This is a genomic window from Myxococcus sp. CA051A, from assembly GCF_013336705.1.
GTDB lineage: Bacteria > Myxococcota > Myxococcia > Myxococcales > Myxococcaceae > Myxococcus > Myxococcus llanfairpwllgwyngyllgogerychwyrndrobwllllantysiliogogogochensis.
On the sequence record NZ_JABUMS010000002.1, the window covers coordinates 143,219 to 157,009 of the forward strand.

Here is a 13,791-nt window from a genome sequence, read left to right on the forward strand (position 1 = left end):
GCGAAGCCCTCGCGCCGGACAAGTACGTCACTGTAGCAGGCCACCCACCTTCGCGAGGCCGGCCCGCCTCCCCCCCGTCGTCACATCGGCTCATTTCTTCGACATCAATGTCTCTCAAGAACGTTCGAATTCCTCACAGACGCGCCCGTGTTTCAGGCAGGGTCGACTTCTACCGCCCGCTTCTCCCTGCGAGCTGCTACCCCGCACCCGGTCTGGACGTTTCTTGCTCAACAAGGAAAAACGCGTAAATAGACTTTACAAATCATGTCAGGAAATAATCGGAAACATGAATTTTCGATTTTGTATTTGAAATCCTGATTCCAGGTGTGTCACGACTATCCCGTCTTTCTACCGGAGGTAGTGCGTTTGGCTCATCGAGTCCTGAAGACGATTGGTGCGGCTTGGCTGGGAGTAGCGCTCACTGCGTGCGGCACCGTGGATTCCACGGGAGACGAGACGAAGGCTCCTGAAGCGAAGTCCGGCGGCGACATCCAGGGCTCCCTCGGGAAGCTGCCGGGTGCGGGCGTGGCGGGCGTGCACTCCGACGGCATCCCCTTCACGGTGGTCGGTGAGCTGGGCAAGGTGGAGCGCACGCTGTCCGCGCTCTCCGTGGGCCACGCGGCCTTCGCCGCGGCTCCCGCGCTGTCGGGCATCGCCCCCATCTTCCGCCTGAGCGCGGACGACATGTTCCTCAACAAGGCCCGCACCGACGCCCAGGGCAACCAGCACCTGCGCTACCGGCAGACGAAGAACGGCCTGGAGGTCGTCAACGGCGAGCTCGTGCTGCACGTTCGCCCGGACGGCCAGGTGTACGCGGCCAACAGCTCCGCGCGCGACGGACAGGACCTGCCCGCGGTTCCCCGCGTGGATGGCTCCGCGGCGGCCCGTGCGGCGGCCCGCGCCACGGCCGGCACCGGCATCTCCACCGAGGGCGAGCCCCGGCTCGTCTATGTGCGTGACGTGAACGAGCAGCTCTTCCTGGCGTGGCAGGTGCGCGTCGTCGGCACCCAGGTCGAGGGCATCCCGCTGGTGGACGACGTGTTCGTCGACGCCCGTGGCCAGGCCGGTGTGGTCGCGCGTCACCCGCGCATCCACTCCGCGCTCAACCGCCGCGTGTACAGCGCCAACAACGGCAGCACCACGCCGGGGACGCTGAAGCGCAGCGAGGGCCAGGCCGCCATCGGCGACGCCCACGTGGACATGAACTACGACCAGCTCGGGTACACGTACAACTGCTACCAGACGCTGTTCGGCCGCGACTCCATCAACAACGCGGGCGCCACCCTCATCAGCACCGTTCACTACGGCAGCAACTACGTGAACGCGTACTGGGACGGCACCCAGATGGTGTACGGCGACGGCGACGGCGTGAACTCCATCGAGCTGGGCAAGGACGCGGACGTCACCGTCCACGAGCTGACCCACGCCGTGACGGAGAACGAGTCCAACCTCACGTACTCCGGCCAGTCTGGCGGTCTGAACGAGGCGATGTCGGACACCTTCTCCGCCATCTGCGAGAGCTGGGCCTCCGGCTCCTGGGCCACCACGCCCGCCATCTGGATGATTGGCGAGGACGTGTGGACGCCGGGCACGGCGAACGACGCCCTGCGCTACATGGATGACCCGAAGAAGGACGGCGCCTCGCTGGACTTCGCCTCCGACTTCACCTCCAGCACGGACGTGCACTACAGCTCGGGCATCCCGAACCTGGCGTTCGCGCTGCTCTCCAAGGGTGGCACGCACCCGCGCGGCCGCTCCACCATCTCCGTGCCGGCCATCGGCGTCGAGAAGGCCGCCCGCATCTGGTACAAGGCCAACACCGACATCTACACGGCCTCCACCACCTTCGTTCAGGCGAAGACGTGGACCATCCAGGCCGCGCTGGACCTCGGCTATGACCAGGCCACGCAGGATGCCGTGAAGGCCGCGTGGGAAGCGGTGGGCGTGGGCGTCACCCTGCCTCCCCAGCCGTCCGTCGTGCTGACCAACGGCATCCCGGTGAACAACCTGGGCGGTGCCACGGGCAACCAGAAGTTCTTCAACCTGACCGTCCCGGCCGGCGCCACGAACCTCAAGTTCACGCTCGCCGGTGGCACGGGTGACGCGGACCTGTTCGTCCGGTTCGGCTCGCAGCCGAGCTCCTCCACCTACGACTGCAAGTCGGAGAGCAGCAGCAACACGGAGACGTGCACCATCACCACCGCCCAGGCGGGCGTCTACCACGTGCTCATCAGCGCGTACGCCACCTACTCCGGCGCGACGCTGACGGGCTCGTTCACCACGGGCGGTCCTCCGCCGAACGTGCTGCAGAACAACGTGCCGGTGACGGGCCTGGCGGGCGCCGCCAGCTCCTCCGTGAACTACACGATGGACGTGCCGGCCAACACCCGGGTGACGTTCACCACCACGGGCGGCACGGGCGACGCGGACCTGTACGTTCGCTTCAACGCGGCCCCCACCACCACCACGTACAACTGCCGTCCGTACCTGTCGGGCAACGTCGAGACGTGCGCCCTGACGAACACCACGGCGGGCAAGTACTACGTGATGGTGCGTGGCTACTCGGCCTACACCGGTGTCACGCTGAAGGGCGCGTACTAGTCCTTCACGTCACATCGCAGGTCTGAAGCAAGCACCCGGGGGGCCTTCGTGGCGGCCACCCGGGTGCTGTCTTTTTGGGGCGGCACCTGTCCGCCAGCCCTCCCGTCACGCGGGCGTGTCCGGAGGTCCTTCGCGGGGCAGCTCGACGGTGAAGGTGCTGCCCTCGCCGGGCGTGCTCTCCACGCGGATGGTGCCCCCGAGCGCGGTGACCAGCTCCCGCACCAGGTGGAGCCCGAGCCCGAGCCCCCCATAGGCGCGCACGGAGACGGCGCGCTCGAAGCGCTCGAAGATGTGGGCGAGCCGGTCGGCGGCGATTCCGATGCCCGCGTCCCGGACGCTCACGTGGACGACGTCCGCGTCGGCCCAGGCCCGCAGGGTGATGGGTTTGCCGGCGCCGAACTTGAGCGCGTTGGAGACGAGGTGGACGAACACCTGCTGGAGCCGCGCCGCGTCCCAGCGGCCGACCAACTCTCCTCCCTCGACATGAAGCGCCAGCTCGCAGTCGGCGCGCTTCAGGGGCTCTTGCATGCGCCGGGTGACGGCGCCGAGGACCTCCACGAGGTCGACGCGCGACAGGTGCAAATCCAGGCGCCCCGCCTGGAGGCGGGAGATGTCGAGCATCTCCTCCACCAGCGTGGCCAGCTTCAGGCTCTGGCTGTCGAGCGTCTTGAGTCCGCGGATGGCGACGGGCGGCAGCCCCTGGGGCGTGTGACGCAAGAGCGTCTGCACCATGAGGCGCAGCGACGTGAGCGGGGTGTTCAGTTCATGGGAGGCGACGCTGAGGAACTCATCGCGCAGGCGGATGGCATCCTGGGACTCGCGGTAGAGGCGGGCGTTGTCGATGCAGACGGCGGCGCGGCGGGCCAGCTCCTGCGCCAGGCCCAGGTCCACCTCGCTGTAGCGGCGACCGGGCGTGCCGGAGACGAACGTCGCGACGCCCAGCGTCCTGCCTCCGGCGATGAGCGGCACGTGCATGGCCGCCTGTGAGCCCAGCTCGCGCAGGCGCTCGACATACTCCGGGCCGTGGCCGTGCTCGCGCAGCATGAAGTCGGTGACGTCCGCGCGCAGGAAGGGCTGGCCGGTGCGCAGCGCGTGGATGACGGCGGGCGGAGACGTCCAGTCCACGGGGTAGTGCTCCAGCAGCTCGCGCAGGCGCGCCTCCTTCACCGGGTCCACGTGGGCCACCGCCAGCGTGCGCAGCGTGTCGCCTCGCTCGACGACGGTGAACATGCACCAGTCCGCGAGGAAGGGGACCACCAGTCGCGTGGCCTTCGCGAGCGTCTGCTCCAAATCCAGCGACTCCGCGAGCGCGAGTCCGGAGTCGGCCAGGAAGCGCACGGCCCGCTCCGCGCGGCGGCGCTCCTGCACCTCGACATGGAGCTGCTCGAACAGGCGGCTGTTCTCCAGGGAGATGGCGATTTGCGACGACAGCGTGCGCAGCACCCCCACGCGCTCGGGCGTGAAGGCGCGGGTGGCCAGGTCGTTCTCCAGGTAGAGCACGCCCACCGTCTTGCCATGGCGCTGGATGGGGATGGCCAGCGCGGACTTCACGGCGCGGCGGAGGACATAGGCGTCCTGGACGAAGCGCCCCTGGTGCGCGGCGTCGGCCAGCACCAGCGTCTCCCCGGTGCGGAAGGCGTGCTCCAGCAGGGTGATGGGCACCTGGCTGGCATGCGCCAGGGGCGTGCGCTCCAGGCTGACGGGCTCGGAGATGGCGCCCACGGCGCGGACCCGGAGCGCGCCCGCTTCATCCAGGACCAGCGCGCCCCGCGTGGCGCCCGCGGCCTCGAAGCACACCGCCATCAGCTTCTCCAGGAGCCGGTCCAGCACCACCTCGCCCACCAGCGTCTCCGACGCCTTGAGCAACGTGAGCAAATCCAGCGACGCGCCCGGGGCATCGGGCCTCGTCGGGGTGATGCCCGGCTCGCTCCAGGAGCGGTCGACCAGGGACTTGAGTTCGGGGAACTCCTCCTCCAGCAGCACCACCTTGGCCTGCGCGCCCCAGCGCGTGTAGCCGTCCAGGGCCGCGCGCAGGTGGAGCGTGGCGAAGCGCTTGTGATGGAGCTGCTGGTGGAAGCGCCCCGCCAGCTCGTTCGCGAGGGCCTCGTCCTGGAGGAAGCCCTCGGTGTGGGCCCCGTCGATGGCGCTGTCGTACAGGGCCATGGCCTCCAGGTGCCGCCCCTCCAGGCGGGCCACCTCGGCCGAGACGAGCTGGTGCTTGTGGCGGAAGTTCTCCGGGCAGGTCTCCGCCCAGCCGCCGAGCTTCCGCTGGTTCTCCGCGAGCAGGCCGAGCATCGCCTCGCGCTCCTCGGGAAGACGGGTGGCCCGCGCCGCCAGCGTCAGCGACGTCAGCACGTTGAAGTCGACGTTGCGGAAGAAGCCCTGCGCGAAGTGCTCGTAGGGCAGCGCCTCGCGCGACATTTTCAGGGCCTCGTCCAGGTCGCCCAGCACATACGCCACCAGCAGCTTCAAGAGGGCGTGCAGATAGAGGCTGGTGTGCGTCGTCAGCCCCGAGTCGAGGAAGTCCTGCTCGTTGAAGTCGTCGTCGCTGAGTCGGGCGAGCTGGTGGGTGCGGCCCTGGAGCGCGCGAATGGCCTGACGGGAGAGGATGGACACGTCCGCCATCACCTGGACGCCCGCGCGGCGCGCGAAGGACAGGCTGGTGTCGATGGAGCCCAGGACGCGCACCAGCTCGGTGCCCATGGCCAGCTCGGTGGAGACGACGGTGGTGAGCGCGTAGCTGGTGAACTGGAGGTCTCCACTGGCCAGCCCCGTGGTGACGGCGCGCCGCAAGAGCGACAGGTTGGTGCGCAGGGGCGCGCGCCAGTGATTGATGTTGAGGGTCAGCGTGATGAGGGCCCGGCACTCCTGGCGCGCGTCACCCAGCCGCCGCGCCAGCGCCACGCCCAGGTTGCACCAGGTATAGGCGCTCGCGGCGTCGCCCTCGCTGGCGAGCAGCATCCCATGACAGGCGTACACCGCGGGGGCCCAGCGGGAGTTGCCGTGCTCCAGCGTGAGCACCAGGGCGAGGGTGTTGAGGTACGAGAAGAGGTTCGGGTCGACGAAGAACGCGGGCGTGACGAGCTCGGACAGGAGCTGCACGCAGGCCAGGTGGCGCGGGTCCTCCATCAGGGGCGCCTCCAGCAACTCCTCCACCGGGCGCCCGCGCAGGTGGTGCTCCATCCGCTCCCGCTCCGAGGCGAGCGCCTGGGCGTAGCCATGTTCGGGCAGCTCCATCCCGAACAGGCGCAGCCCCTCCTGGCCCGCGCGCAGGGCCTCCGCGTAGTGGCCGTTCATCAGGAGCGCCAGCACCTGGAGGACGTACAGGTCCACCTTGCGCGGCGCGGAGGCGGCGTGCTCGTGGGCGGTGTGGAGCAGCTCCTCGGCCAGCTTCCCGTTGCCGGACAGGTAGGCGCACTCCGCCGCCTCCTTGTGGACCTGGAAGATCTGCTCGTGTCGCCGGGGCCAGTCCTCGCGGGGCAGCAGGGCCAGTCCCCGCGTGAGGTACACCAGCGCCGCGCCGAAGGCCGACGCCTCCTTGGCCTTGAGCCCCGCGCGAAAGAGCAGCTCCGCCAGCGTCTGTCGCTCCCCAGCGCCGCTGAGCTTGCGCGCGCCGCGAGACAGGTGGTCCACCACCGCGAAGAGGCGCTCCTCGAGCACGTCCCCTCGCGCCCCGCGCAAGAGCTGGCGCCCCGCCGCCAGATGGAGCTCCTCGCGCTGGTCCTCGGTGAGCAGCGAGTACGCGGCCTGTCGGACGCGGTCATGCGCGAAGCGATACGTGGCCTCGGGAGTGATGGGGGTGTCCTCCGTGCGCGCCTGCGGGCGCGAGGGCTCGTTCTCCGGAATGAGCAGCCCCTCGCGCAGCAGGCTCCACAAGGCGGAGGCCGTGTCCTCCGCCGCGCGCTCGTCGACGAGCGATGACAGCAGGCCCAGCTCCACCCGGTCCCCCAGACAGGCGGCGACCTCCAACACGTACTGAGCCCGCTCCGGCAGCCGACGGATGGCGGCGAGCATCAGCTCCACCACGTTCTCCGTCACCTCCACGCGCCGCAGCCGCTCCAGCTCCCACGTCCACGTGCCCTGCTCCAAATCGAAGCTCAGCAGCCCGGACGTGTGCAGGAGCCGCAACAGGCGGGTGAGGAAGAGCGGGTTGCCCGCCGTCTTGTTCAGGAGCAGCTCCGCCAGGGGCGCCACCTCCGACGGCTCGCGGCGAAAGGTGTCCGCGCACAGCGCGGTGATGGCGGCGGCATCCAGCGGCTCCAGCTCGAAGGAGTGGGAGGGAATCGCCCCCTGCTCCTCCAGCGTGCTCAACAGCCGCGGCAGCGGATGCTCGGGGCCGACCTCCTGGGAGCGCCAGGCGCCGACGAAGAGGACGTGGAGCGAGCCGGGGTCTCCGCAGAGGCTCTTGAGGAGCTGGAGCGAGCCGGGGTCCGCCCACTGGAGGTCATCCAGGAAGAGGAGCAGGACATGGCGGGGCGTCGCCAGCGCCTGCACGAAGGACTGGAAGAGCAGGTGGAAGCGCGCGGACGCCTCCACCGGTCCCAGCTTCGGTGGCAGGGGCTGCGGGCCGAGCAGCTCCTCCAACGCGGGGATGACGTCGCTGATGACGCGGGCGTGCGGGCCCAGGGCGCCGAGCAGCCGCTGACGCCAGATGTCCCGCGCCTCCGGGGCCTCCTCCATCAGCTCGCGCAGCAGGCCCTGGAACGCCTGGACGAACGCGGAGTAGGGCACGTTGCCCTGGAGCTGGTTGAACTTGCCGGTCAGCAGTCGGTCGCCGCGCGCCGCGTCTCGCGCCAGCTCGTGAACCAGCGCCGACTTGCCGATGCCCGCCGCGCCGGACAGGAGGAGCAGCTCGCTGGTGCCCTGGCGCACCCGCTCCCGTGCCGCGCGCAGCTCGGCCTGCTGCGGCTCCCGGCCATACAGCCGCTCGGGGAGGGACAGCTGGCGGGCCAGGTCCAGCCGCCCCAGCTCGAAGTCGTCGGACAGGTCCGCGCCCTTCCTGCGGCGGACCTCCTGGAGGTCCACGAGGAGGGAGTCGGCGCTCTGGTAGCGCTCCTCGGGCATCTTCGCGAGCAGCTTGAGGACGATGTCGGAGACGACGCGAGGGACGGCGGGGTTGGCGAACGCGGGCGGCACGGGATGCCGGGCCAGGTGGGCGTGGACCAGCTCCACGGGGTCCGCGGACGTGAAGGGCGGCAGACCCGTGAGCAGCTCGTAGAACGTCGCGCCCAGGGAGTAGAGGTCCGCGCGGTGGTCGATGAGCCGGTTCATCCGGCCCGTCTGCTCCGGGGCGATATAGGCCAGGGCCCACTGGAGCTCCCCGGGCATGTCCCCGGAGGGCGCGAGTCCGGAGACGCGCGTGGCCAGGTCGAAGTCGATGAGCGTGAGGCGCTGGCCGCTGGCGCTCATCACGAGGTTGGTGGGGTTGAGGTCGCGGTGGATGACGTGGTGCTGGTGCAGGCGGGAGAGGATGCCGGCGAGCTGCAGGGCCAGCTCCATGAAGACCTCCACGCCCACCGGCCTGCGATGCAGCCACTCCTGGAGGTTGTGGGGCCCGGCGTCCTCCAGGACGAGCGCGAGCGGTTGCGAGGGCTCCTCGGTGAGCGAGACGACGCGGGAGATGTCCGGCACCCCGTCGCGCAGCTCGCGCAGGAGCGCGTCCTCGTGGCGCAGCATGGGGCCGCTGCCGACGGCGAGCGGACCTCGGCGGACCTGCTTGATGACCAGGGGCCTGCCGTCCTGTCCCCAGGTCCGCAGGACGACGTAGCGGCGTCCTCGATGAATCTCCTGAAGCCCTTCGGTGCCCGGCGCCTGCCACATCTCGCCCTCGCCGTGAAAGCCCTCCGTCCGGTCCCCACGCGGCCAGGCCCACCCGGCCACTCCCCGCGCGGCTTCCCGCTTCCTTCACGATTTGGACGGAGGTGCCCCACGGCACGCGCGGCGCACGCGCTGACGGGCGACCCGCCGGGGCCTCGCACGGCCTCCGGGTGCGGCGCGCCCGCCTTCAGCTCACGCGGCGCAGCTCGGGCAGGTCCTCGGGCCGCAGGGCCCAGACGGGCGCGGGTGGCAGCGCGGAGAGGAAGCCTGTCTGCACCGCGGGAAAGCCATCCACCTGCGCCGCGTCCGGGAACAAGGTCCCCGCGCGGACGAGGCTGCCCGCGCCGACGATGCAGCCCCGGCCCAGGCGGCTTCGGTCGCAGAGGATGGCGCCTGGCTCCACCACCGTCCCCGCGCCCACGAAGCAGGCGTGCACCAGGCAGCCCGGCCCGATGAAGACGCCGTCCTCGATGACGAGCGAGCCGCCCGGCTGCAGGTGCACCACCGCGTTGGCGTGGATGCGCACCCCCGCGCCGATTCGCAGCGGGACGTGGGACTCGCCCACGATTCTCACACCGGGGCCGATGATGGCGCCCGGTCCGATGAGCACGTCTCCCGTCACCTCGCAGGAGGAGAAGAGGGTGGCGGTGGGGTGGACGAGCGGGTGCTTGTCTCGGAAGGAGTACAACTGTCCCATGGGGGCGTCCTCGGCGCGGTCTCTCGCGAAGAAGGGGGTGAGGGGTTGTTCGGGCAGCGAGAGGGTGCCGCCTCGCGCGGTGCGCAGCCGCTCCAGGTCCCCGGTGTCGACCCGGCGGACGACCCGGGCGGGCCGCCCCACGACGACGGAATCGGAGGGCACGAACATGCCCGCGGGCACCAGCGTGCCATCCGCCACGAGGCAGCGGTCTCCCAGCTGTGCGCCGGGCATGAGGATGGCGCCAGCGCCCACGTCACACAGGTGGCCCGCCGATGCGCCGAGCATGAGGCTCCTCGGACCGAGCGCGGTCTTCTCTCCCACGGCGACGGGGTGCCGGGCCGTGCCGATGACCACGGCGTTCTCCCGGACCGCGGAGCCCGCGCCCAGTTGGACCGCGCCTTCCGGAGAGCACACCACCGCGCCTTGTGCGACGTGGACCCCCGGTCCCAGGTGCATGCGTCCCAGGACGCGCGCACTGCTGGCCAGACGGAAATGAGCGGCGCCCTGACTGGGGTCCGTGGAAGGTGCCACACGCGAAAAGCTCGTCACCATGAGTGGAGGCAAGCTACACCTCGGCCCGGGACAGAAGGACGGCCCGCCGGCGCTGGATGGGTGTTCGAGGCAGGACGACCGAGCCCTCGGGGCTCCGCCTCCGGTACGGGGCAAGAGACTTCCACGCACGCTCGTCCGGGCGCGAAGGACAAGGGCCCGCCCGCTCGTCCGTCCGCCGTGCTCCGGGCCCGGGGTCAGCCGATGACGGCGGCGGCCGTCCCTGGACGCGCCCGCGCCTTCCTGCCAGAAGGGCCCAGGTTCGGGGCGGCATGGAGGCCGGAAATGTCGGAGGTGGATGCGCCGTCGTCGCGGGAACCCGCGGTGGGGCTCTGGGCTTCGCTGAAGGAAGCCATGCATGGCACCGAGCGGGACCTCACGGGTCTGCCGGTGAAGCGGGCCATCTTCCTGCTCGCGGTCCCCATGGTGCTGGAGATGGTGATGGAGTCCATCTTCGCCGTGGTGGACGTGTTCTTCGTCGGGCGGCTGGGCGCGGATGCCGTCGCGACGGTGGGCCTGACGGAGTCGCTGCTCACCATCATCTACGCGGCGGCGGCGGGTCTGAGCATCGGCGCCACGGCGCTGGTGTCGCGCCGCATCGGTGAGAAGGACCCGGAGCGGGCCGCGCGCACGGCGGTGCAAGCCATTGGCCTGGGGGTGCTGCTGGCCATTCCCGTGGCGGTGGCGGGCGTCGTGTTCGCCCGGCCGTTGATGGAGCTGATGGGCGGCTCGCCGTGGGTGCTGGAGCACGGCGTGCGCTACACACAGGTGATGCTCGGCGGCATGGGCAGCGTGCTGCTGCTGTTCCTCATCAACGCCATCTTCCGGGGCGCGGGGGACGCGGCCATCGCCATGCGCGTGTTGTGGCTGGCCAACGCCATCAACATCGTCCTGGCGCCCATGCTCATCTTCGGCCTGGGGCCCTTCCCGGAGCTGGGCGTCATGGGCGCCGCGGTCGCCACCACGTTCGGCCGCAGCTGCGGCGTGGTGTACCAGCTCTACCGGCTGGCGCGTGGCAGCGGGCGGCTCCAGGTGCGCCGCGAGCACCTGCGGCTGGAGCCTGGGACGATGCTGGCCATGCTGAAGCTGTCCGGCGCGGGCACGGCGCAGTCGCTGGTGAACACCACGAGCTGGGTGGTGCTGGCGCGCATCGTCGCGACGTTCGGCAGCGCGGCGGTGGCGGGCTACACCATCGCCATGCGCATCGTCCTCTTCGCGCTCTTGCCCTCGTGGGGCCTGGCCAACGCGGCGGCCACGCTGGTGGGGCAGAGCCTGGGGGCGAAGCAGCCGGAGCGCGGTGAGCGCGCGGTGTGGACCGCGGGCGTCATCAACGCCGTCTTCCTGGGCTCGCTGGGGCTGTTGTTCATCGTCTTCGCCCAGCCCCTGGTGAGCGCCTTCTCGCCCGACGCGGCGGTGGTGGACTACGGGGCCCACGCGCTGCGCATCATCAGCGGAGGCTTCCTCTTCTACGCCTTCGGCATGGTGCTCACGCAGTCGTTCAACGGCGCGGGGGACACCGCCACGCCCACCCTCATCAACATCTTCTGCTTCTGGTTGCTCGAGCTGCCGCTGGCGTGGGTGTTGTCGGGGCCTGTCGGGATGGGGCCCTCGGGCGTCTTCCTGGCCCTCACGGTGGCCTTCTCCATGCTGGCCATCGTCTCCGCCATCCTCTTCCGGCGAGGCACCTGGAAGCTCCGCGAGGTGTAGGGGGCTTCCGGCTTCTTCCGTGAGCGCGCGGTGCGCTCACGGTGGGAATGCACCCGGGCGCTTGACTCGGGTGGGGGGAGCGGAGGGCAATGGGCCCCATGAGACGTGCGCTCCTCGTGGCCTGCCTGCTGTTGGGACTCCCTTCCTCCGCGGCCGAGCCGCCCCGGGCCTACGTGCTCAAGGCCGCGCGCCTGTTCGACGCGAAGACGGGGAAGCTCGTCACGCCGGGCGTGGTGGTGGTGATGAACGGCAAGGTGGCGGCGGTGGGCGCGGGCGCGAAGGCGCCGGAGGGCGTGCGCGTGGTGGAGCTGGGGGATGCCACGTTGCTGCCCGGTTTCATGGACTCGCACACGCACCTGACGGGCGAGCCGGGCGAGGACTGGAGGCAGGACGTCATCGACTCGCTCCAGCGGACCATTCCGGAGCAGACGCTGGAGTCCCTGCCGCGCGTGCGCGCGACGCTGATGGCGGGCTTCACCACCGTGCGCAACCTGGGCGCCGGAGACTTCATCGACGTGGGGCTGCGCAACTCCATCCGCCGAGGCACGGTGGTGGGGCCGCGCATGCTGACGGCCACGGCGGGGCTGGGCACCACGGGTGGCCACTGCGACGAGGGCAACTCCTGGCGCAAGGGCGTGCTGGCGGACGAGACGGGCGCGGGCGTGGCGGACGGGCCGGAGGCGCTGCGCGCGAAGGTGCGCGACACGCTCAAGTACGGCGCGGACCTCATCAAGGTGTGCGCGACGGGCGGCGTGCTGAGCCTCAACTCGGATGTGGACTCGCCGCAGCTCACGCAGGCGGAGTTGGATGCGATTGTGGATGAGGCGCACGCGCGCAAGCGCAAGGTGGCGGCGCATGCCCACGGCGCGGAGGGCGCCAAGCGGGCCATCCGCGCCGGCGTGGACTCCATCGAGCACGGCTCGCTGCTGGATGACGAGGCGCTCGACTTGATGAAGCGCAAGGGCACCTGGTTCGTGCCCACCGCCATGGCCTTCCAGGGCGTGAAGGAGCGCGCGGACCAGGGCCGCCTGCCGGAGGACAACATCCGCAAGGTGCGCGCGGTGGACGAGGCGCGCAAGCAGTCGCTGCGCAAGGCGATTGCGCGGGGCGTGCGCATCGCTTTCGGCACGGACGCGGGGGTCTTCGAGCATGGGCGCAACGCGGGCGAGTTCGCGCTGCTGGTGGAAGCGGGCATGGCGCCGGCCGAGGCCCTGCGCGCGGCGACGGTGCACGCGGCGGAGCTCCTGGGCGTGTCCGCCACGCTGGGCACGCTGGAGCCGGGGAAGCTGGCGGACGTGGTGGCGGTGCCGGGCAATCCGCTCCAGGACATCCGGAAGACGGAGGCCGTGTTCTTCGTGATGAAGGAGGGCGTCATCTACCGCCATGACACCGAGCCCGCGGTGCCCTCCGCCGCCCGCTGAACGAACCTTCCGCGGGCCCGACGAGTCCTCCTCGCGCGGGCCCGCATCGCTCGTGGGTGGGGGCTGCTTCAGGCGCCGTGCGCGTCACCCAGCGAGGCATCCCAGAAGGACGCCTCCACCTTGTGGCCGTCCGGGTCCCTCACGAAGCAGCCGTAGTAGGGCTCGCCGTAGAGCGGGCGCGGCCCGGGGGCGCCCTCGTCGGTGGCTCCCGCCGCGAGCGCGGCCGCGTGGAAGGCGTGCACCATCTGCTTCGAGGTGGCGATGAAGCCGAAGTGCGTGCCGTTGCCGACGGTGGCGCGCTGTCCGTCGAGGGGCATCTGCACCCAGAACTCCGGGAACTGCTTGCCGTAGGCCACGGCGTTGGGGAAGTCGAGCACCCGACGACAGCCCAGCGTGGCGAGCACCTGGTCGTAGAACGCCACCGCGCGGGCGAAGTCATTCGTTCCGACGGAGACGTGAGAGAGGATGCTCGGGTTTTCGTCGCTCATGGATTCCTCGAACCTATCGGCTCAGGGGCAGTAGGGGCAGGAAGGCATGCCCGGATTGTCTGATTCGAACTGGGCGTACACGCGGCAGTTGTCGTTGCGCTTCAATGTGTTGCCCTGGCAGCCGTAGTGGTACGCGGCCTGGCAGAACGCGGAGGACTGCGGGTCCGCCGCCGGCCCCGAGTACGGACTGGTGCACGAGCCCGACGTGCCGCCACACTCGTCCGCGTCGTCCTTCAGCTCCGAATACGAGCACGAGCTGTTCTCACCATACGCGGAGCAGGTGCTGTCGGACGGGCACCACTTGCAGGCATTGGCGACGTACTCACTCGCGCACGAGCCGCAGGTGGAAATCTCCGTACAGACGTCGTCCTCGGTGCAGGCGGAGAGGCCAAGGGACAGCACGAGGAGCGCGAGCAAGGGGATGTGACGGGGCAAGGTGACTCCGAATACCGGGGGGACACGGGATTGTTGTCGGAGCCTCGTTTTTCAATCAACGAGTCCGGAATCATCC

General features: G+C 70.3%; 7 protein-coding genes. 3 read left to right on the forward strand and 4 right to left on the reverse strand.

Features of this window, described 5'->3' with window-relative positions; all coding sequences use genetic code 11:
- The first annotated feature begins 366 nt into the window (after positions 1-366).
- Positions 367-2,601 (forward strand): M4 family metallopeptidase, encoded by a 2,235-nt coding sequence (locus tag HUA74_RS06040; protein WP_174453781.1) that lies wholly within the window; start codon positions 367-369, stop codon positions 2,599-2,601.
- 105 nt (positions 2,602-2,706) lie between these two features.
- Here the strand turns inward: HUA74_RS06040 and HUA74_RS06045 are convergent, their stop codons facing one another.
- Together HUA74_RS06045 and HUA74_RS06050 are read right to left on the reverse strand one after the other, a co-directional pair.
- Positions 2,707-8,421, reverse strand: coding sequence for an AAA family ATPase (locus HUA74_RS06045; protein ID WP_174453782.1), 5,715 nt, complete (start codon positions 8,419-8,421; stop codon positions 2,707-2,709).
- Positions 8,422-8,605: 184 nt separating this feature from the next.
- Entirely contained in the window at positions 8,606-9,571 is a 966-nt protein-coding gene (locus HUA74_RS06050) for a gamma carbonic anhydrase family protein (RefSeq protein WP_246137437.1), read from the reverse strand.
- Between the two features lie 378 nt (positions 9,572-9,949).
- On the opposite strand from HUA74_RS06050, the gene HUA74_RS06055 reads away from it, so the two are divergent.
- The gene (locus tag HUA74_RS06055; protein WP_174453783.1) at positions 9,950-11,371 is read left to right on the forward strand and encodes an MATE family efflux transporter; all 1,422 of its coding nucleotides are present in this window, start codon (positions 9,950-9,952) and stop codon (positions 11,369-11,371) included.
- Between the two features lie 98 nt (positions 11,372-11,469).
- The gene (locus tag HUA74_RS06060; protein ID WP_174453784.1) at positions 11,470-12,792 is read left to right on the forward strand and encodes an amidohydrolase family protein; all 1,323 of its coding nucleotides are present in this window, start codon (positions 11,470-11,472) and stop codon (positions 12,790-12,792) included.
- A 68-nt stretch (positions 12,793-12,860) separates the two neighbouring features.
- Here HUA74_RS06060 and HUA74_RS06065 read toward each other — a convergent pair whose 3' ends face one another.
- Entirely contained in the window at positions 12,861-13,280 is a 420-nt protein-coding gene (locus HUA74_RS06065) for a VOC family protein (RefSeq protein WP_141645442.1), read from the reverse strand.
- 21 nt (positions 13,281-13,301) lie between these two features.
- Positions 13,302-13,715: a hypothetical protein gene (locus HUA74_RS06070; RefSeq protein ID WP_141645443.1), complete on the reverse strand. Its 414-nt coding sequence runs from the start codon at positions 13,713-13,715 to the stop codon at positions 13,302-13,304.
- Positions 13,716-13,791 lie beyond the last annotated feature (76 nt).

Bases quoted from the DNA above. Each gene is read 5' to 3' on its own strand.
- HUA74_RS06045 (WP_174453782.1), bottom strand. From the start codon at position 8,421: ATGTGGCAGGCGCCGGGCACCGAAGGGCTTCAGGAGATTCATCGAGGA.
- HUA74_RS06050 (WP_246137437.1), bottom strand. From the start codon at position 9,571: ATGCACCTGGGACCGGGGGTCCACGTCGCACAAGGCGCGGTGGTGTGC.
- HUA74_RS06055 (WP_174453783.1), top strand. From the start codon at position 9,950: ATGTCGGAGGTGGATGCGCCGTCGTCGCGGGAACCCGCGGTGGGGCTC.
- HUA74_RS06060 (WP_174453784.1), top strand. From the start codon at position 11,470: ATGAGACGTGCGCTCCTCGTGGCCTGCCTGCTGTTGGGACTCCCTTCC.
- HUA74_RS06065 (WP_141645442.1), bottom strand. From the start codon at position 13,280: ATGAGCGACGAAAACCCGAGCATCCTCTCTCACGTCTCCGTCGGAACG.